Annotated in this window: 15 protein-coding genes and 1 pseudogene; 8 read left to right on the top strand and 8 right to left on the bottom strand. The window is 58.5% G+C overall.

Translation table 11 applies throughout. From position 1 onward, the window contains the following. The first annotated feature begins 225 nt into the window (after nucleotides 1–225). Complete coding sequence (locus PMI29_RS18750) at nucleotides 226–432, top strand: co-regulatory protein PtrA N-terminal domain-containing protein (RefSeq protein WP_007996679.1); 207 nt, start codon at nucleotides 226–228, stop codon at nucleotides 430–432. A gap of 241 nt (nucleotides 433–673) precedes the next feature. Here the strand turns inward: PMI29_RS18750 and PMI29_RS18755 are convergent, their stop codons facing one another. Next, nucleotides 674–1240 (bottom strand): nucleotidyltransferase family protein, encoded by a 567-nt coding sequence (locus PMI29_RS18755; protein ID WP_033052239.1) that lies wholly within the window; start codon nucleotides 1238–1240, stop codon nucleotides 674–676. 263 nt (nucleotides 1241–1503) lie between these two features. Between PMI29_RS18755 and PMI29_RS18760 the strand changes: the two genes are divergently transcribed. From PMI29_RS18760 to PMI29_RS18765, 3 genes and pseudogenes are all read left to right on the top strand, one after another. Further along, nucleotides 1504–2841 (top strand): MFS transporter, encoded by a 1338-nt coding sequence (locus tag PMI29_RS18760; protein WP_007996673.1) that lies wholly within the window; start codon nucleotides 1504–1506, stop codon nucleotides 2839–2841. Nucleotides 2842–3173: 332 nt separating this feature from the next. Beyond that, nucleotides 3174–3452 (top strand): annotated as a pseudogene (locus PMI29_RS33080) (PAS domain-containing protein); the annotation flags it as partial. 255 nt (nucleotides 3453–3707) lie between these two features. Further along, complete coding sequence (locus tag PMI29_RS18765; protein ID WP_443216448.1) at nucleotides 3708–4739, top strand: methyl-accepting chemotaxis protein; 1032 nt, start codon at nucleotides 3708–3710, stop codon at nucleotides 4737–4739. A gap of 217 nt (nucleotides 4740–4956) precedes the next feature. Here the strand turns inward: PMI29_RS18765 and PMI29_RS18770 are convergent, their stop codons facing one another. From PMI29_RS18770 to PMI29_RS18795, 6 genes are all read right to left on the bottom strand, one after another. Next, nucleotides 4957–5862 carry an amino acid ABC transporter substrate-binding protein gene (locus PMI29_RS18770; protein ID WP_007996670.1) on the bottom strand — a complete coding sequence of 302 codons (906 nt, stop codon included), beginning with the start codon at nucleotides 5860–5862 and terminating at the stop codon, nucleotides 4957–4959. A 48-nt stretch (nucleotides 5863–5910) separates the two neighbouring features. Continuing rightward, nucleotides 5911–7251 carry a putrescine-ornithine antiporter gene (gene potE, locus PMI29_RS18775; protein ID WP_007996668.1) on the bottom strand — a complete coding sequence of 447 codons (1341 nt, stop codon included), beginning with the start codon at nucleotides 7249–7251 and terminating at the stop codon, nucleotides 5911–5913. Between the two features lie 78 nt (nucleotides 7252–7329). Then, nucleotides 7330–9630 carry an Orn/Lys/Arg decarboxylase N-terminal domain-containing protein gene (locus PMI29_RS18780; RefSeq protein WP_007996666.1) on the bottom strand — a complete coding sequence of 767 codons (2301 nt, stop codon included), beginning with the start codon at nucleotides 9628–9630 and terminating at the stop codon, nucleotides 7330–7332. Nucleotides 9631–9664: 34 nt separating this feature from the next. After that, complete coding sequence (speF, locus tag PMI29_RS18785) at nucleotides 9665–11848, bottom strand: ornithine decarboxylase SpeF (protein WP_007996665.1); 2184 nt, start codon at nucleotides 11846–11848, stop codon at nucleotides 9665–9667. Between the two features lie 252 nt (nucleotides 11849–12100). Next, nucleotides 12101–12973 (bottom strand): DNA/RNA non-specific endonuclease, encoded by an 873-nt coding sequence (locus PMI29_RS18790; RefSeq protein WP_007996664.1) that lies wholly within the window; start codon nucleotides 12971–12973, stop codon nucleotides 12101–12103. A gap of 224 nt (nucleotides 12974–13197) precedes the next feature. Beyond that, complete coding sequence (locus tag PMI29_RS18795) at nucleotides 13198–13635, bottom strand: GFA family protein (RefSeq protein ID WP_033052238.1); 438 nt, start codon at nucleotides 13633–13635, stop codon at nucleotides 13198–13200. Nucleotides 13636–13932: 297 nt separating this feature from the next. Between PMI29_RS18795 and pdxR the strand changes: the two genes are divergently transcribed. The 4 genes from pdxR to PMI29_RS18815 all read left to right on the top strand — a co-directional run bounded on the left by pdxR (nucleotide 13933) and on the right by PMI29_RS18815 (nucleotide 19685). Next, nucleotides 13933–15441: a MocR-like pyridoxine biosynthesis transcription factor PdxR gene (pdxR, locus tag PMI29_RS18800; RefSeq protein ID WP_007996658.1), complete on the top strand. Its 1509-nt coding sequence runs from the start codon at nucleotides 13933–13935 to the stop codon at nucleotides 15439–15441. A gap of 112 nt (nucleotides 15442–15553) precedes the next feature. Continuing rightward, a complete protein-coding gene (locus PMI29_RS18805; RefSeq protein WP_007996656.1) occupies nucleotides 15554–16624 on the top strand; it encodes a sugar phosphate isomerase/epimerase family protein in 1071 nt (356 codons plus the stop codon). 51 nt (nucleotides 16625–16675) lie between these two features. Next, nucleotides 16676–17941: an MFS transporter gene (locus tag PMI29_RS18810; protein WP_007996655.1), complete on the top strand. Its 1266-nt coding sequence runs from the start codon at nucleotides 16676–16678 to the stop codon at nucleotides 17939–17941. A gap of 256 nt (nucleotides 17942–18197) precedes the next feature. Then, a complete protein-coding gene (locus tag PMI29_RS18815) occupies nucleotides 18198–19685 on the top strand; it encodes a sensor histidine kinase (protein WP_033052236.1) in 1488 nt (495 codons plus the stop codon). On the opposite strand, the gene PMI29_RS18820 is transcribed toward PMI29_RS18815, so the two are convergent. Beyond that, nucleotides 19686–20384: a response regulator gene (locus PMI29_RS18820; RefSeq protein ID WP_007996650.1), complete on the bottom strand. Its 699-nt coding sequence runs from the start codon at nucleotides 20382–20384 to the stop codon at nucleotides 19686–19688. Between the last annotated feature and the right edge of the window lie 486 nt (nucleotides 20385–20870).

The following is a 20870-nucleotide window of genomic DNA, read 5'->3' as shown; positions in this document are numbered from 1 at the left end:
TTGCTGGCAGCCTATCCGGTTCTCATCGTCGGTGGATTCGCAATGATGGTACTGCTCACGACCTGGGCAAAAAACAGAGATACCGAAGCGCGCATGGAGCAAGGCACCTGGAAAACAGGAAACGCCGCCCTGGCTGGCTGGTGAATCCAGGTTGAATAAGGAAGTTCAGCTCTAGCAAATGAATCCCGCTTTAACTGTTAACAAATCTCACTTGAGGATACCCAAATGAAATCCATGAAAGTTCTCTTCGTAGTCGCCACTCTGACCGCTTCTTCTCTGGCGATGGCCACAGGTGGTGGGGACCGTACCTTCGCACGCATGGAGTCGGCCCGGAAAGTCTCGATGGAAACCTACCAGGTTGCACAGAAACAGAAGGCTGAAGCCGCTGTCGCTCAAAGCAAAGCCAAGGCAGCCGATCGCACCAACGGCTGATCGGTGTAGCGCGTCCCCAGACCGGCAGAAATGTGCGGCCTCAAGCCTCGAATGCAGCACCCACGGTGCTGCTGGCGCCGGTCTGACCGAGATGCCGCTTACACACAATCCAGTCTGTTGAATCCAAATTCGTAAGCAGCCTTTCGCGAAGGGCTGCTTCGTTTGCAGCCCTTCGTTACAGGCAGCAATCGGCTTTCATCTGCAAAAAATCGCTTCATCGGTAAACTCCCCTCGCTCCAATTCAACTTTGGAGCTCTACGATCCTGAGCCAAGGCCAGCGAGCCTGATAACTTTTCGCCTTCTGATCGAACAAGTCCGGCCTGGGATTCTTTGGATTGATTCGAAGTAACCCGTGCTCTGTGTCGGCCAGGCCGTTGGGCGCATAGACCTCGCCCGTTTCAACATCCAATCCCACGCAGGTACCGGCAATCAGGTAGCGATCGATCCCGTCTCTGGCCGACTGAAGCTGAGGATAATCCCCGCCGAACCGCTGGCTGTACCACAGGTGAACGCGAGCCTGATTCTTGAACTCGACCTTCACGTCGAGGTCATTGAACAGACGCTGACCTGATTGGATGACCTCATTCTCTGTTTCCCAGGACAGATCATCATCGAAGTAAAAGACGTCGTAATCCTTCACTCCCCACCCGGCCGGTCGCTGTGACTGGTGATTCCACACGGCCTGGAACAGGCAACCGGCCGTGAGCATGCATTGGTTCAAACCGAGCTCAGGCAAGCGAGTGGAAATTTCTGCGTTTACCGGATTGGTCATTGCGATCCTGACCAGGCTTTCGACAGTCAATGTCATCTTCATCCCTTCTGATTGATCTAATCCTGGCGACCAACAATACGCCCCAACGCTTTACACATTGGCGAAAAAACCCGCCCTTTGATCGCCCTCGGTCAATAGCGCCCTTCGCAACCCGCGACTATCGGCGAATCTGGCGCAAATCATGCGTCATTCAACGACATGAAGTCGGTCCTGACTATATGGATGACACTTTTGAAGTGAGCCGCCTCAGTGCCTGCCCCGATAATCGATAGCTTACTGACGAATTGTCGAGGTCAAGCATGACGAGCGCAACTATGGAACAAGTCAGCCCAAGAACGCTGAGAAGAGTGATTGTGGCCGCCGGCATCGGCAATTTCGTCGAGTGGTTCGACTTCGCCGTCTATGGCTTTTTGGCCACGACCATCGCCCAGCAATTTTTCCCCAGTGGCGATGCCAGCGCCGCGCTGCTCAAGACCTTTGCGGTATTCGCCGTGGCCTTTGCGTTTCGGCCCCTTGGCGGGATTTTCTTCGGCATGCTGGGCGACAGGATCGGCCGCAAGCGAACCCTGGCGATGACCATTCTGCTGATGGCCGGGGCGACGACCTTGATCGGTCTGCTGCCCACTTATGCGGCGATCGGAGTCATGGCACCGATTCTTCTGTCCCTGATCCGTTGCGCCCAGGGCTTTTCCGCCGGGGGAGAATATGCAGGTGCCTGTGCCTACCTGATGGAGCATGCACCGAGTGACAAACGCGCCTGGTATGGCAGCTTCATTCCGGTGTCGACATTTTCCGCCTTCGCCGCAGCAGCCGTGGTGGCCTACGCACTCGAGGCGTCATTGTCGGCCGAAGCGATGGGCAGTTGGGGTTGGCGCCTGCCGTTCCTGATTGCCGCGCCCCTGGGCCTGGTGGGTCTTTACTTGCGCTGGAAGCTCGATGAGACGCCGGCATTCCAGGCAGTAACTCAGGAACATGCAGTCGCACACTCCCCACTCAAGGAAACCTTGCGCAACCATGGTGCGGCAATCTGTTGCCTGGGTGCCTTTGTGTCACTCACGGCACTCTCGTTTTATATGTTCACCACTTACTTCGCTACCTACCTGCAAGTCGCAGGTGGCCTGAGTCGCGCCACAGCGTTGCTGGTGTCACTGATTGCATTGCTGTTCGCTGCGGCGATCTGCCCGCTGGCCGGGCTGTATTCGGACCGGGTCGGGCGTCGAATGACGGTGATGACGGCTTGCGCGCTGTTGATTGTGACCGTGTATCCATCGTTCCTGATGGCCAGCTCCGGCTCGTTCGCTGCGTCCATAGTCGGCGTCATGCTCCTGGCGATTGGCGCGGTGTTGTGTGGCGTGGTGACGGCGGCCTTGCTCTCGGAAACCTTCCCTACCCGTACTCGCTACACCGCCTCGGCGATCACCTACAACATGGCGTATACCCTTTTCGGCGGCACCGCGCCGCTGGTAGCGACGTGGCTGATCAGCACCACCGGCAGCAACTTGTCGCCAGCGTTCTATCTGATCGCGATTGCATTGCTCGCGCTGGCGGGTGGCCTGGCATTGCCGGAGACTTCGAGGATTTCCCTGCATGACGTTACGTCACAGGAGAAAGGCGCAAGAGTGAACGCTGCCGTGTGAAACACCAAACGGTCTCAAGCCCGCAGCCCGGTGCTCCACCGGGCTTGCCGCCCAATGTCCTGCACCTTTTCTTCGGCGCGGCCTGCTGCACAACGCCACCCGCTCTTTCGCGCCCCGGAACTCACTCAATTCGACGTCACGCATGATTCCACACCCATATCGTGGACTTGTCATGAAGTGAAAAGAAATTGTCGTCGAATGAATGGCCGTCAGCCTCCCCCCTCCATAAATTCCTCTTCGGGCCCGCACGCGTTGAATCCCGTGATCTGACGGCGGGCCCGTTCTGGTTCATAGGCTCAACATCATAATAATAATCCGAGGGGTCGCATCGTATGCGCGTGAATTTGCCCGTAACCGAGCATGAAAGAGTATTTCCCGCCGAACAACGATTGATCTCCACGACCGATCTCGATAGCCGGATCACCTACTGCAATGACGCCTTTGTTGCCATCAGTGGTTTCACCTACGACGAATTGGTGGGCCAGCCCCATAACCTGGTTCGACACCCCGACATGCCTCCCGGGGTATTCATTCACATGTGGCACACCATCAAGCAAGGCAAACCCTGGATGGGCATTGTGAAAAACCGCGCGAAAAATGGTGATTTCTATTGGGTCAGTGCCTACGTCACACCCATCTATGAAAACGGACGCCTGAGTGGTTACGAGTCGGTTCGTTCGCTGCCCAGCCGCGACCAGGTTCGTCGGGCAGCAGCACTCTATGCACGGATGCGGGCCGGCAAGCCCATCGTTTCCCTGAGCACACGGATTTCCCGGACGCTGCAACACGGGTGGCCGTTGTCGATCGCTGGCGCAGTTTCATTGTTCGCTGAGCAGTGGCTGCCCAACGCGGCGGCACAGGGGCTGATGGTGGCGAGCCTGTGTATTGCCTGGTACCTGATCGAGTCCCGGCATCGCAGAGCCATCGAGCGCACTCTGGCCGAGCATCCCAAAGCCTTTTCCGATCCATTGGTCGCGCTCACCTACAGCGACAACCATGGCCCCCAGGGTCGCCTGGACATGGCCATGGTCAGTGAGGAAGCACGCTTGCAGACTGCCCTGAGCCGACTTGTCGATGCCGGGGTCAATGTCAAGGCCAAGGCGGCGCAGTCATCCGAACTCTCCGGTTCACAGGCGCAGTCGCTTGATCGTCAGCGCAATGAAACCGATCAGTCTGCCGCCGCCATTTCACAGATGGCCGCCACCATCCAGCAAGTCACCCAGAACGTCATCAGCACCGCGCATGCCGCGTCGCAGGCTGATCAGTTGACGCGTGAGGGCAGTGAGCTGGCCCAGCAGAGCCTGAGCGCCATGGAAACCATGCATGAGGCGGTCAACGAGATCGGCAAGGCGGTCAACGCATTGGCCAGTGAAACGCAATCGATCGGCAGTGTCGTGGATGTCATCACCTCCATCGCCGAACAGACCAACCTGCTGGCGCTGAATGCGGCGATCGAGGCGGCCCGGGCCGGTGAGCAAGGTCGCGGTTTTGCCGTGGTTGCCGACGAGGTGCGCTCCCTTGCACAACGCACTCGCACTTCCACCGAACAGATCCACGGCATCATTGCGTCTCTGTACGAGGGTGCCGATCGCGCTGTGTCAACGGCCAGCCGTGGCGAGCAGATTTCCCGCGAAAGCATGCAGCGTGTCGAGGCGGTGCAGTCGGCGCTGGTCGGTATCAGCGAGGCCGTCACCCGGATTACCGGAATGAGCCAGCAGATGGCCTCGGCGTCTGAAGAGCAAAGTCACGTGGCTGAAGACATCAATCAGCAGATCACGCGTATTGCCCAACTCTGTGATCGCAGCGCCGGGCAGGCCAAACAAGGCGCCGCGATCAGCCAGGACCTTGAAGTCATGGCCGACTACCTGCACAGCCTGGCCGAGCGTTTTAACCGTTAGTAGCGACAGGGCGATTCCAGCACTGGGTACTCCTCGGCTACTTCGCCATGGTCCTCGCCATTTGATGCTGATCATCTGTAGGAGCGAGCTTGCTCGCGAAGGTCGTCAACGATAACGCGTGTTCACTGGCTGAACACGGCGCTCTTGAGTCCATCGCGAGCAAGCTCGCTCCTACAGTAGCAATACTTCGGCGGACGGCCCGTTGCCAACGATTCCACTAAGGCAACGCATACACCCTGAACAGTTTTTTCACGGTAGCGTTGGTCCCTCCCAGATACTGGTCGTAGGCCTTTTCTATGTAGCCCGAGTAATAGGCTTCACTGAGGGCCGTATCGACCAGCAGGCGGAAGTCTTCGTCGTTGCGATCCACGATCATCGCCACCGGCGAGTACTCGAAGATGCGGTCCAGGAGCATCAGGTTCCTGGCCGCGCCTTCCTTGGCGATTTCGTTTCGCAGCAGCATGCGTTCGGAGAAGAAGGCATCGGCCTTGCCCTCGGCGACCAGCTTGACGCCCTCGTCGATGTTGGCCACGGTCACCAGCGAGGCGATCACGTTGAGCAGGCGCATCCGTTCGCGAATCCAGTCTTCGGTCACGCCCCCCTCGAGGGTCGCGTAGGTGTGGTTGGCCAGACCATTGTTGATGCTGGCACGCCAGGTCGGTCCGGTATTGGCAACCTTGCCATTGAGCACATTGAGCAACGGTTCGGCCGCATCGTTGCGCACCACGACCGAAAGTCCGGCGGTGTAGATCGGTATGGAGTAGCTGATCATCTTGCGCCGTTCCAGGGTGGGCGGTGTCGGCGTGCAGAGGATATCGACTTTACCCTGGCTCACGGCGTTGACCTCGTCCGAAATCTTGACCGGCAGGTAGTGCACTTGCAGGTCGGGCAGGCCCAGTTCGCTCTTGAGCTTGTCGGCGACTTTCAGGCACAGGTCGATGGCGTAACCGCTGGCCTTGTCGCCTTCCTGCTTGCTGAAGGGCGCCAGGTCTGGCAAGTAGCCCAGGGTAAAGGTGTGGCTGCTGCGCACGCGTTCAAGGGTGTTGGCGCCGGCCACTAGCGGCAGCGTCAAGAGTGCGAAGGCAAGCAGCAGTCTGGTGGTTGTGGCAAATGGTACGTTCATGTCCGGTTTCCCCGTATGCAGATGTCTGTGCAGTCCTGATGGCCACGCCTAAGGATTACCGGCCCTGGCCTGGTTGGCGGATGGCGCTTCGGTGAAGCGTTTGGCGAGGAATCCATAGAGCAGGTAGCCGACAGCGAGCACCAGGGTGCCGCCCATCACTGCATCCTTGCCGCAGGCATACAGGGCGTACAGGGAGTACGTGACTGCAATCAGCAAGACCACCACATTACGCGTGTGAATCGCTGATGAGACCCCGGCCTTGTGCATGATCACCAACAGACCGGTCAGCGCAGTGATATAGGGAATCAGGTTGGTGACCGCGGCCAGGCTGACCAACTTGCTGAACTGCGCGGCGGCGTCGGGCGAGATGGTCGACAGGGCCATGAGGGTTTGCAGCACGCCACAGACGATCATGCCGACGACGGGCGCATTCATCGAGTTGACCTTGCTGAACAGCTTGAGGAACAGGTCCTGGTCAGCCGTCATCTTCGCGGTTTGCGCCAGGGTAAATTGCCAGCCCAGCAGCGAGCCGACACAGGCCATGACCGCCAGGGCCATGACGATATGGCCGACCATCGGACTGAATATCGTGGCGTAGACCAGCGCGAAAGGCGCCGAGGACTTGGCCAGCTCGGCGTTAGGAATGATGCCCTGGATGACGGTAGTCGACAGCACATAGACCACCGCTGCCCCGAGGGTACCGAACAGGCAGGCTAGCGGCACGTTGCGCTTGGGGTCTTCCACGGCATCGGTGGCCTGGGCGGCCGATTCCATACCCAGGAAGGCCCACAGGGTCAGGGGGATGGCTTTGCCGATGGCTTCGGAAATCGCCAGGCTATTAGGGTTCCAGGCGGCAGCCAGCACATCCGGCTTGAACCAGAACCAGCCAATGATGCTCAGCCCGGCTACCGGAATGATCACCCCCCACACCGTGAACGCGCCAATCTTCCCGGTGATGCCAGGGCCACCGAAGTTGGCGAAGGTGGTCAGCCAGATCAGCGCGATCGTGCCGATGCACAGTGGAATGGCACCCGTGCCCAGCCAGGGCACGAAGGCGGTCATGTAGCCCACCGCCGAAATGGCCACGGCCACGTTGGCGATGGCCAGGGACAGGAAGTACAGGTACGAGCAGAGGAAAAAACCCGACTTCGCATGGGCTTCTTCGGTGTAGGCGGACAAGCCGCCAGAACGCGAGCAGAAGACGCCGCACTGGGCAAAGCAGTAAGCGATGGCCATCGAACCGATCGCGGTGAAGATCCATGACAGCAGCGAGACGGCACCCAGTTGAGCCATATTGGTGGGTAACATGATGATGCCCGAGCCCATCATGTTGACCGTTACCAGCGTCGTGAGCCCCATCAGGCCCATTTTCTTGCTTGAATCAGCCATCGCAAACTCCTTGCCTTTTGCAGAGTTTTGAACCTGGACCTGGCGACGTGCAGCACGCGACCGGACAGGGGCTAATGCTTACTGCTTGACCACGTAAACCTTGTAGGTTGGGCGCCCCTGGCTGTCGCGCTCGATCTCGACGCCATGGTTGTCATGTTCAAAACCGGGGAACCGGCCGTCGAAAGCCTCCATCGCCAGCAGGTAGTCGACGATCGCTTTTTTGTCATTGCCTGCTTTTTCACCAGGCATCATCAGCGGAATACCCGGTGGATAGGGAACGATCTGCACGGCAACGGTGCGATTGACCATATCGCGTACGGCAATCTGTTCGATTTCACCTTTAACCAGGCTGGCAAAGGTGGCCCTTGGCGAGGACACCGGGTCGGGCAGCAAGGTGTAGGCGGCATCCATGTTGTGCAGCATTTTGGTGGCCAGCATGTCTTGGTGCATCTCCTCGGCCAAGTCCTTGAGGCCCATGCCGCTGTAGCGGTCGCCATGGCTGTCCACCAGATCAGGCATCACTTGTTCGAGGGGCGAGTTGCCGTCGTAGTGTTTCTTGAATTCCATCAGGCCAGCCACCAGCGAGCCCCATTTGCCCTTGGTCACACCCAGGCTGAACAGCAGCAGGATTGAGTAGGGTTCGGTCTTCTCGACCACGATGCCGCGACTGGAGAGGAAGGACGACACCAGCGGGGCCGGGATGCCGCTGCTCTCCATCTGCCCTTCGAGGGTTTGCCCCGGCGTGAGCACGGTGACCTTGATCGGGTCAAGCATGCAGTAATCGCTGCCCAAGTCGCCGAAACCGTGCCAGGTCGCCGTAGGCCTGAGCACCCAGGCGTCGCCGTGGTGCAGCACCTGTGGGTCGACGTCAGCAAAAGGCACGCCGTCGATCTGGTCCGGTTGCCACACGCCGAACCACCAGTCCTTGGCATTGCGCTGCTGTATTTCGTTGTTCAAGCGCACCATGGCTTGGCGAAAGGCAATGGCTTCATCAATGGACTCATCGGTGAGGTAACCACCGGCGTCATTCATCATTTTCGCCGAGACATCGGTCGACGCGATGATGCTGTATTGCGGTGAAGTCGAGGTGTGCATCATGAAGGCTTCGTTGAACAGGGCCGGCTTGACCGGCACCTTGCCCGAGCGAATATGGATCATCGAGGCCTGGGATAGCGCCGCCAACAGCTTGTGGGTGGAGTGGGTGACGGTCACTGTGGCGTCATCGGCATGCCGTTCGCCACGATGCATGCCATAGCGCCCCTCGTACAACGGATTGAAACGGGCATAGGCATACCAGGCTTCGTCATAGTGAATACGGTCGACGCTCTGGCTCAGCTCGCGGGTGGTGGTCTGCACGTTGTAGCACAGGCCGTCGTAGGTCGAGTTGGTCAGTACCGCCAGCACCGGCTTGGCTGTCTTGTTGGTTGCTAACGGGCTGTCAGCGAGCTTCTGTGCGACGGCAGCAGTCGTCAGCTCGCTACGCGGCACCGGTCCGATCAAGCCACGAGCATTGCGACGTGGACGCAAGTACAGCGGCACCGCGCCGGACATGTTCAAGGCATAGTTCAACGACTTGTGACAGTTGCGGTCGACCAGAACAGCGTCGCCATCGGTCACCGCCGAATGCAGGACAATCTCGTTGCTCGCGGAGCTGCCGCCCACGGAAAAGAAGGTGAAGTCAGCGCCAAACACCCGTGCGGCATATTTTTCCGCTTCATCGATCGGGCCGGAATGGTCGTTGAGCGAACCCAGCTCGCCGACCGAAACGCTCAGATCCGAACGCAACATCTGCTCGCCGTAGAAGTCGAGGAATGTACGGCCCACTGCAGTTTTCATGAAGGCGGTACCGCCGGTGTGACCCGGGGTGTGCCAGGAATATTCATGGGTGCCGGCGAAGTTCACCAGCGCGCCGAAAAACGGCGGGAGAATGCTGTCGAGGTAACGACGGGCGGCAGCTTCGATGCGCCCGGCGATGAACTCCGGGCTGTCTTCGGGGAGCCAGATAAAGCCGTCAATGTTCTCCACGAAAGCCAGCGGTACCCGGCGCTGATGTGCCTGGCTCATGCCGAGCATGATCGGCAACTGTGCCGTGCGGCGACGGATCAGCTGGATCAACTTCAGCGCCTGGTCCTGGTTGTTTTCGCAAAGGCCCCAGCCAATGATCGCGCAGCAGTAGGCCGAGTTGGCGCTGACGGCAATATCTGCCTCTTGCAGCGACCCGACCAGCTCCACCTCCAGTTCATGCTCATGCAGGGCGGCAGCAATCGCCTGGGCGCTGCGCAGAATGATGCTGTCGTCATGTTCCTGGGTGTTGGCTACGATCAGCACCGGGAAACGCTGTGCCAAATCGACTGGCAAACGGGTTTGCGAGTGACTCATGCGTATCTCCTTGAGCAATGTTGAGAGTGCGGCATCAGGCCTTGAGCACGTACCCGTAGGCGCGGGTGCGACCGCCTTCGTGTTTCAGGTACACGCCCTGCAGTTCCGGCGTGAACCCGGGCAAGCGGTTGATGCCCTCCTCCAGTGCCAGGAAGTACTTGAGCACGGCGCCACCCCAGATCTCCCCGGGCACCACGCACAACACGCCCGGCGGGTAAGGCAACGCGCCTTCGGCCGCAATGCGCCCATCGGCGTCCGCCAAGGGCACCAGTTCGACATTGCCACGGATGTACTCGATTTGCGCTTGCTGCGGGTTCATGGCCTTTTTCGGGAAGTGTTCCTTGCGGAACATGTCTTTCTGCAATTGCTGCACGTTATGGCTGCGATACAGGTCGTGCATTTCCTGGCAGAGCCTGCGGATGGTGTAGTCGCGGTAGCGTTCCTCGTACTGGTTGTAGATCGCCGGCAGCACCCGGCTCATCGGTGCGTCGTCCTGAACGAAGCGTTCGAAACGGGCGATCTGGGCCGCCAGGTGACTCATCTTTGCCCAGTCTTCGGCCGGGGTGAGCAGGAACAGAATGGAGTTGAGGTCACACTTTTCCGGAACGATACCGTTCTGGCGCAGGAAGTTGGCCAGGATGCCGGCGTGAATACCGAAGTCGGTGTAGCTGCCGTCCACCGGGTCGATGCCTGGCGTGGTGAACAGCAACTTGCAGGGGTCGATGAAGTACTGTTTGTCGGCATAACCGGGAAAGGCATGCCAGCGATCCTTTGGATGGAATTCAAAGAAACGGATGTCGCTGGCAATGGCGTCGGTCGAATGATCCTGCCATGGGCGTCCGTCGATGGTATCCGGCACGAAGGGGCGGACCATGGTGCAGGCTTCCAGGATCAGCTTGCGCGCATTGATGCCGAACTTCACACAGTCGTCCCACAGGCGCAGGCCACTGCGGCCGGAGTGAATGCGCGCGTTGACATCCAGCGAGGCGAACAGCGGGTAGAACGGGCTCGTTGAGGCCTGTGCCATGAAGGCATTGTTGAGCCGGTGATGGTTGCAATAGCGGGCCTGGCCCTTGATGTGGCGGTCCTTCTTGTGGATTTGGGAGGCCTGGGAAAAGCCGGCCTGTTGTTTGTGTACCGATTGAGTGACGAAGATGCCGGGGTCGTTCTCGTCCAGATCGAGCAACATCGGCGAGCAGTCCTTCATCATCGGAATGAACTGTTCATAGCCGACCCACGCCGAGTCGAACAGGATGTAGTCACACAGCTTGCCGATGCGGTCGACCACTTGCCGGGCGTTGTAGATGGTGCCGTCATAGGTGCCCAGTTGAATGATCGCCAGGCGAAACGGTCGTGGCAGTTGCGCCTTGTCCGGGGCGACCTCGGCAATCAGATCACGCAGGTAGTCCTCTTCGAAACAGTGGGCGTCGATCCCGCCGATGAAGCCGTAAGGGTTGCGCGCGGTTTCCAGATACACCGGCGTCGCCCCGGCCTGCAACAGTGCGCCCTGGTGATTGGACTTGTGATTGTTGCGGTCGAACAGCACCAGGTCGCCCGGGGTCAACAGGGCGTTGGTCACTACCTTGTTCGACGCCGAGGTGCCATTGAGCACGAAGTAGGTCTTGTCGGCGTTGAACACTTGCGCAGCGTGTTTTTGCGCCAGCAGCGCCGGACCTTCGTGGATCAGCAGGTCGCCGAGTTTGACGTCGGCGTTGCACATGTCGGCGCGAAACAGCGTCTCGCCGAAGAAGTCGAAAAACTGCCGCCCTGCCGGGTGTTTGCGAAAGAACTGGCCGCCCTGGTGGCCGGGGCAGGCGAAGGTCGCGTTCGCCGCTTCGGTGTAGTGTTTGAGCGAATCGAAGAACGGCGGCAACAAGCTTTCTTCATAGGCATTGGCCGCTGTTTCCAACTGGTTGCCGTAGTACTCGGCATTATTGCCGGACAAGTCGAAGACACCATTGACCTGCAGGATGACATCCTGCAGTTGCTTGTAGACCTCCAGGGAGCGATTGCTGCGGCCCTGAGAGGCCACCAGGAAGATCGGGATGTCGAACCCCGTCCGCTTGATGGAGTCCAGCGCCCCTGCTGCCAAGTCCTCTACCGAGAGCACGGCAACCGCTACATCGGTAAAGTCAGTCTGATCGAGCCGGACGATTTCACGGGAATTACGAAAGCAAGTTCTAACCGCATCGCTGGCAGCGATTTTCAAAGCGTTCATAACCAGAATCTCTCAGTCTGCATGACGTTGAAGTTCCTGGGACGCGTTTCGTTAGTGGCATCAAGTCCCGGGGTCAGGAGCGATTGCCCTATTGGGTATAGTTCATTTTTACAATTAGTTACTTCCTGCCGATTTTTTTTAACGCAGTTTCATCCAAAGGCATTAATCCTCAACAATCACGCACAACGCTTAACTGTGGACGAAGCACCCCATCAGTTGCATCCAACCTTTGGGGTGCTGCTCATCCAGCCATCAGATGCGCCCTGCGGAACCTGTGACGGGCAGGTTCCCGAGCAAGTTGAGCCCGGTGCTCTTCACGAACGTCTCATAGTCCATCGGCTTCTCGATACGGGTTTGCGCGTTAGGCAGCACGTAGGCCCAGGCACGTTTGGACGACGCGTCGTACACCAGCTTGTACAGGCGCGTCGGCACCCAGACCTGGTTGTCGCCGATGGTGGAGTGACCCGGGTCAAAGAGCGGGCCGGTAAAGACAAACACGTTGCCATCGGCGCGCTTGGCAAACTTTCGGACATCAGACTCGACCTTGCTCCAGATCTTGCGGTTGTTGGTGGGGTCTTGCGGCACCATGTTCGACAGTGCAAAGGATTGGGCCATTGCATTGGGGTTCGGGGCATCGGCTGCCGGGGATTGATGGCCACGGTCCACGGCCGGGTGCTGGCTGCGGTAGTCGCTCAACTCAGCGCGCCCACTCTTGGGAATGCGTGGGTCCGGGTAGAACTGGTTGGTGCGCTCCTCCCCTTTGGCATCCTGCAACTGGGCCGCATTCAGGCGTTCGACCACCACCAGCGGGGTCTTGCTGGTTTGCGAGTACAGCACCGCGAAGTTGTCGGAACACAGCGCCAGGGGTTTCATGGTTGCCGGCACAGTGGCGGTGTTGATCGGTTTCGCTGCCGGGAACAGATCTGCACAGCCATCGAACGAGGCCTGTTTCTGTTTGCTTGAGTAAAGATCCAGGGCCGCGCTCTGGCTGATCGAGCCTGAGCGGGACGCTTGTTCGTGTTGCCCGGCGGGCGGCTTGAGGAGGTCCAGCAGACCACGGGCCTGCACCCCGGGCGAGAGCAAAACAAGGGCCGACAGCCCAACTGCAATTTTGCGTAGGTACATGGGTTAAATCTTCGAAAGGAATTAAGGGATAAACGTACGGCGAGTCCCGATTCACGGAACCGGGTGGAGGCAGTTGCTGGTTATGTCGCGGCGAGCATGCTTTCACTGTCCTTGATCAAATTGCCGATGCGGGGCCGGTCGGTTCCGGGCAGTTCGACCGCCGAGGGTCGAGCGTGGTTTATTGACCATGCCAGGACATGTAAGTGCCTGACAACGCTCAGATTCTATTCGCCAGTGTCGACCTGGAGCTCATGCAGAATAAACCCAAGTGAATCCGGGGCTGCGCAGTGACTTTTTTCCGAACGGTGTTCGTCCCATGGCATCGCGTCATCGGTGCAGAAATCGCCAACGCACTCCATGTCCAACTCGACATCGAGAAGTCCAAGCGGAATCCAGAAGTAAGGCGACTCGCGAAGAGGATTGGGCACGGTCGAGCCACACTGCGAGCAAAAGTCATTCCTGTAGCCGCTGGGCTTGCGCCAACTGGTGATCGCACCTTGCCCTTCGTCCCAGCGAAAGTCGCACGCCTTGACCAGCGTGGCGAGATTATGGCCAACCCCGGTTTGCTTGCGGCACAGGGTACAATGGCAGCGATAAAAAAATCGTGGTTCAACCGCCAGGGAAAAACGTACAGCCCCGCAAAGACATTGTCCTGATGTCATGTGTCTCTCCATTGAAGAACGATTCACCGGGTTACTTGCCGGCTTGAATGCTGGTATCGGTAAAGAAGTGGTCGTCATGGTACTGGCCTTTCATTGCCATGGAAAATGCCGTCCCCGGCCGCATCATGGTGGCGCCGGTCACGGAGGCAGGCACTGCCATCGCAGGGCCTGCCGGGTCTTTTGCGCGGTATCAATGCCTGTTGTGGATGACTTATCCAGCACCCCTCGATACCCTTTTGCACCCGGGTGCCTGACGGCAATTCAGGCCAGACCACACTCCATCCAGACGAACAAAAAATGAAATCCTCCGCAGGTTTGCTGTTGTCAGGTATCGAACTGGACCGTTCCAGTTCCATCCCCTTGTACCGCCAACTCTACTTGCAGATTCGCAAACAGATTCTCAGTGGCAGGATTCAGGGAGGCGTGCGCCTGCCGTCCACGCGGACCCTGAGCAAAGAACTGCAGCTTTCGCGAATCAGCATTCTCAATGCGTTCGATCAACTGATTGCCGAAGGATTTCTGACGTCGCGGACCGGGGCCGGGACGTATGTCGGCCATGAGTGGGAAAGCCGAGGTATTGAAGACGATGAGCACCAGCGCCAGCCGCCTCGCCTGTCCGACCTGAGCCAGTCCATGCTGTCGTTGCGCAGCGATCATTTTCGAGGCGTTTCCTATGCCGACTGGGCCACCGGGAGCCCGACCTCGTTCCTGCCCAGCCACAGCGCTTACGATGCGTTCCCGCAATCGGTCTGGAAGCGGTTGATGAACCGCCACCTGCACAAGCCGACCAAGGCCATGCTCGGCTATGGCGAACTGCAAGGGTTGCTGGCCCTGCGCGAGGCGATTGCCGAATACGTCTTTGATGCCCGGGGCATCGACTGCAGTGCCGAGCAGGTGGTCATCGTTTCCGGCGCCCAACAAGCCTTTAACCTGCTGGGCATGCTTTTGCTCAATCCGCAGGACAGCTTCTGGATGGAAGATCCGGGGCATATCGCGGCGCGCATCGCGCTCCAGGCCCAGGGTGGTCTGGTCGTCCCGTTGCGTATCGACGAACAGGGAATCGATATCCAGCAAGGCCTGGCTCAGTGTCCTGACGCCCGACTGGTGTTTACCACACCCTCTCGTCAGCATCCCTTGGGCATCACCATGAGTTATGCGCGGCGCCAGGAACTCATCGATTGGGCCGCCCGCAATCAAAGCTGGATCATCGAGGACGACTGCGACAGTGAGTTTCGCTACAACGGGCGCCCCCTGCCGGCACTCTATGCCATGGACCAATGGGCCCGGGTCATCTACGCCGGAACCTTCAGCAAGGTGCTCTTCCCCTCGCTACGACTGGGTTACGTGATACTGCCCAACGCTTTGATCGAACCCTTCTGCACCCTGCGAGCGGTCATGGATCGCAGCCCGCCCACACTGCTACAGGCCGTCACGGCAGACTTCATGCGCGAAGGCCACTTTCTCGGCCATATTCGTCGAATGCGCGCGCTGTACCAGGCTCGCCAGCAGGCATTGGTCGAACAGTTGCATAAGCAGCTGGGGACTTTCTTCAGGATCACCCCGGTGGAAGCCGGCATGCACCTGATCGCCTGGTTACCGGCGCATCTCGACGGCGATGCCCTGGCCAGGGAACTCGGCCAGCATGGCATTCATACCTATCCCCTGAGTGACTATTGCCTGGAGCATGTCTTGCCGCCGGCGCTACTGATCGGCTTTGCCAGCACCCCTGAGGACCAGGCCGAAGCGCGCGTCGAAGCACTTGCCCAGGCCCTGGGCAAAATGGGCTACCTGCAGCCGGCCACTTGAGGCAAGGCAAGTGGTCTTATGATTTAACTGATAATGGATCTATCGAGAGTTCCTGACTGGCGCGATAAAGGCTGCGCCGGTAGACCCGGTGTCTGAACCAGGAACCACTCGAATGAACAATAAGATCCAGGAACGATTCAACGCCTTGCTCAGCCATAAGGCTGTCGAGGCCGAGGCTCCCCCCCTACTGACCGAGGCACTGGCCCGCCAGTTGCTCGACCGACTTGGGCAACTGCGCCTGTTTGCCCATGCCTACCCCTTGCTGACCAACCTGACCCACGGCCGTGTCACACCTGGCGACCTGCTGGACTTCGCCTATCGCCACGAACTGCGGGGGCTGAGCCTGCACTTGCTCGACGGTGAGGAAAACAGCCTGAGTCAAATGACGCCCGCGCAGCTTCAGGCGTTTGCAGACAAGGCCAATGCACTCGGGCTGGACGTGCATCTGGAAATCAGCAGCACCCTGAAAAAAGATGTCGATCAAGTGATCGCCATCGCCAAGGCACTGGGCACCCGCAACATCCGTGTTTACTCACGCTACGAAGGGACGCTGTCGCGGGTCATGGACCTGATCGAGTCAGACCTGCATTACCTTGCGCAGCAGGCAGACGAGCACGACCTGTTCTTCGACTTCGAGCAGCATGAGGAACTCAAGAGCGCCGAAATCGCGCAACTGCTGAGCCGGCTGAACCACCCACGGCTGCATGCCCTGTTCGATTTCGGCAACATGATCAATGCCTGCGAACAGCCCCTTGCTGCGCTCCGCAACCTGGCACCGCACATACGCCAGACCCACCTCAAGGGTGTGCGCATCGTCCCCGAGCAAAACGCATTCGGGCACTACGGCGTGCTGCAGGGCTGTGACGAAGACGACCTGCCCAACGCACGCATGTTGTTCGAACTGCTGATGCTCGGCGAATCAACCCCACAAGTGATCGCCTTCATTCTTGAGCAGGAAAACCACTACGTCGCCCCGGCGTTCCGCCAGCTTGACGAAGCCGCCGACCCGTTCATTGCGTACCGGGAAATGAGTGAAACAGCGCTGCCGCAAGGCTTCTCGCTGGAGCGAATGCTGGCCGATGAGCACCGTTGGGCAAACAACCAGGTCGCCTACGTACGAGGTCTGCTGGCCGAGTTTCGAACCCTGGCCGAGTTGACCCTGGCCCATTGCGCTAACGCCTGAACCAGACGTGCCGACCGGCACTGCCTACCCAATTACGCCTGGAGAACAATAATGACATCCCATGACAAGGCCAAATGGCTCAGATTCCTGATTCTCATCCTCGGTGGCGGCACCATCTACAAGCTGGCAAACCTCAAAGATGCCTTTTATGTCCCCATGCAAGAATTCATGGGGTTGACTCACACTGAAATCGGCGTGCTGTTGAGCGCCAACGCCATTATCGCCACCGCGCTGTTTGTGGTGGGCGGCATGCTCGCCGATCGATACGACACGCGTAAACTGATCCCCCTGGGCCTGATCGGTACCGGCAGCCTCGGGCTCTACCTGGCGACCTTTCCGCCCTTCAGCAACCTGCTGATTGTGTTCTGCCTGCTGGCTGTATGTGCCGACTGCATCTTTTGGCCCTCGCTGCTCAAAGCCATCCGCAACCTGGGTGACGATAAGGAACAGGGGCGCCTGTTCGGCCTTCTGGAAGGCGGGCGTGGCGTCATCGATACCCTGGTCGCCTTCTCTGCGCTGGGCGTCTTCGTCGCCATGGGCTCCGGTGAGAACGGTCTGAAGTCGGCGATCCTCTTCTACTCGGTCATCGACATTCTTGCCGGTACCCTGACCTGGCTGCTGCTCAAGAGCGGCAATGCCCAGTCGACCGCCAAGCCGAAGAACGGATTGTCCAACCTGCTCGAGGCCATCAAGGTGCCGGGCATCTGGCTGGTCAGCCTCAACGTGTTCATGGTCTACATCGTGTACTGCGGCCTGACCTATTTCATTCCCTACCTCAAGGAAATGTACGAACTGCCTGTGGCCCTGGTGGGCGCCTACGGCATCATCAACCAGTATTTCCTCAAGATCCTGGGCGGCCCTGCTGGTGGCTTCATTGCCGACAAACAGTTCAAGAGTTCCAGCCGCTATCTGAAGTGGGCATTCCTGGCGTTGTTGCCGCTGATGGGCGTCATCATGCTCATCCCGAAAAGCCCGGATTTCATCTACGCAGGCATGGCGGCCACCCTCTCCTTCGCGCTGATTGTCTTTTCCATGCGCGGCGTGTTCTGGGCACCCATGGGTGAAGTCGGCATTCCCCAGCACATCACTGGTTCAGCGTTCGGGATCGGTTGCCTGATCGGCTATGCGCCTGGCATGTTTGCCTACGTCATCTATGGCGCAATCCTTGACCACTTCCCGGGTCAACAAGGCTACAACTATGTCTTCTCGTTAATGAGTCTGCTGGCCATTGTCGGGTTCATGGTGTCCAGCCTGCTGTATCAAGCCGTCCGCAAGAATTCCACGATCACTGGCAAGGTCAGCGCCGCGCAAGCCTGAACATAAACCGGCTGTACGCGTAGGAACACAACGTCGTGCGGCCGGTTTGAGCTGACACCCGGCATAACGCCTTGCCTGAAATTGCACGATGGTCTGGCTGATCATCGGTGGTGTGTAGTTCACCCGTGAAGCTGTCGGATCGCTATACAGTGGACTACTGTCATTCATGGACGTGGCGCCCACCGCCAATCTCCAGATATCCGTTGAGTTGCAGGGTTTCCAACCGACTTGTCACGATGATCAGGGAACCAAATCGATGGGAAAAGATGCAAAGGTCGAATCAAAAAACCAGACTTGTATCCCGCAGGAGACTGAGGCTCTGGTCGAGCCAGCCCCTGTTTGCGATGCGGCTCGCAATGGAATCTGGCGCACACGGATCAGGGTCAAGGCGCGCAATCTGAGTCGCTCGACCCAGTTTGTCATTGCCGCTGCGGTGATCCTGGGACTGACCATGTTCTTCGTCGGCAAGCTGGTGAGCGCACGAATAGAAAGTGCCGCGGTAAATAGCGCCGCCGAAGCAGGCGCTCAGTACATGGATACGTTTCTGGAGCCCTTTGTGCAGGAGTTGAGCCGGGACAACAAACTCTCGGCTGCAAGCGTCCAGTCCCTGGACCGTCTCACGGAAAGCCGGTCACTGAAACATCACATTGTCTCGATCAAGATCTGGCGAGCGGATGGAACGGTGCTTTACAGCACAAATAAAGCCATCACCAACCACAAATTCCCAATGGATGAGATCACCCAGGCACTCAAGGGCAAAGTGGTTACCGACCTTGAAGAGCTGAGCCAGGATGAGAACGAGTTCGAGCGCAAACTCAACTTGCCGCTCTATGAGATCTACGCGCCCCTGCGGGATTCAAGCACCAGGAAAATCATCGCGGTAGGCGAATTTTATGAAAAGGCCGATAGTGTCAAGCGCGAGATCAATCGGGTCCGACAGCAGGTATGGGCGGTCGTTGGCGCTGCGACGCTGGCAATGCTGACACTGCTTTTCTTCATCGTGCGACGCGGTGACAAGATTATCCAGCGGCAACAAGTGGCACTGCGGTTGCGACTGATGGAGCAAACCCGCTTGCACATCAGCAATACCGAACTCCAGCACAAGATGTCGACGGCTACCCAGGAGTTTTCCCGCATCAACGAACTCACCTTGAGGCGCATTGGTGCAGACCTGCACGATGGGCCGGCGCAGTTATTGACCTTGATTCTGATCCGGCTCGACGACCTGGCCGAAAACTGCTCCGCTGTCGATCAGGAGTCGCTGGAAACCATTCGTGGCGCCGCCACCGACGCATTGCGTGAGGTCCGCGATTTATCACGAGGCCTGGCACTTCCGGAAATCAACGACTTGAGCCTGGTGGAAGAGTTGCAACTGGTGGCGCAACGGCACGAGCAACGCACTGGCACCAAGGTCACATTAACCCTGGGGCCGCTACCGGAGGCCGCGCCACTGCCGCTCAAACTCTGTTTGTACCGTTTTGTGCAAGAAGCCCTGAACAACGCGTACCGTCATGCCGACGGCGAGGGTCAGGTCATCCAGGCGCAATACATTGATGAGGTATTGAACATCAGCGTCAGGGACGGTGGTCCGGGCATGGCGGCGGACGCCATGCTGCTCGAGACATCCGGCAGAACCCGATTGGGGCTCGCCGGTTTGCGTTATCGCATTGAATCTCTGGGCGGGTTGTTCAGCATCGACTCCAGCGCCTCCGGTACGTCGGTAAATGCACAGTTCAAATTCTAGTCAGGAGCCGCTTCGGGCATCCATTTGTGTTTTCCCTGCGCCGGTGTGCAGTCGCCCGACAGCTTCGCGCTCCCAATAACGCCGTATAGCCGTGACCGCTTCGACACGATTTCGGGCGTGCAGTTTCTGCATCACGCAACCCATGTGGTGCTTGACGGTTTTTTCGCTGATCAACAGCTTTGTCGCCACCTCCCTATTGGTCAGCCCCTTTGAAACTTCACGAATGACCTCCTCCTCGCGATGGGTCAGATCGAACGTGTGAATCTGCTCTCCGTGTTCCTTGCTGCTACTCAGCAGTTTGTTGGCAAACTCGGGGGTGATATACGTCTCCCCCTTGGCAACCGACCTGATCGCCAGGACCAGTTCCGGTCCGCTGACACCTTTCAACACATACCCGCGCGCGCCGGCCTCCAGTGCCAAAAAGGCGTCATCTTCGGATTCTGAAACCGTCAGCATCAGAACCTTCACATCCGACAGCTTTGTGGAAATGAACCGCACCGCGGCGAACACATCGCCCGGCATGTTGACGTCCATCAACATCACGTCCGGACGCACCCGCTGGGCAATATCCATGGCGTCCTGCGCATTGGCGCCCTGCTCCACGACCTGAAGATCCGCCCGTTTTCTCAATGTATTGGCAACACCCTCACGCAACATCGGATGATCGTCGGCTATGCCGATACGAATGAATGAACTCATGACGCGCTCCCGAAAGGAAAAGCACTCGAATACTCATTGATTAATAGCAGGAAACCGGGGATGACGCCGGTCACCAGTCGCACGTCCCAGGGTCCAGGCGTTCGGAAGTCAGACTTAGGTCGGATGAAGTCAGATCGTCAATAAGCAAACACTCCTACAAACTACTGAACTTTCATACTCCAACCATTTGTTTTTAAACGCTGTTAAAGACATCAATAAACAGAAAGCCTCATAAAACCCGGATCCGTCTTTCATCCGACCAACAGTCGGTCTCCTGTGCCCAGGTACATGCAGTTCCGGCTCGATAGCAGGCATTTTCGGCCCATGTATCGTCACAACCATCGCGTGAATAGTCCGTCATGACATGTCATGACCTCCTTCAGAAACGGACTTTGGCCAACAAATCCGGGGGCTTAAAGGACGAATGGTCGAGAGGCGTCAAGCGTGGGGAATTGCCGGGAGTTTGCAGCCACTACAGGCTTTGCA

Origin of the sequence: Pseudomonas sp. GM49, assembly GCF_000282355.1 — a bacterium.
GTDB lineage: Bacteria > Pseudomonadota > Gammaproteobacteria > Pseudomonadales > Pseudomonadaceae > Aquipseudomonas.
The sequence above is the reverse complement of the archived record's forward strand: the minus strand, read 5'-3'. Positions and strand labels throughout refer to the sequence as shown.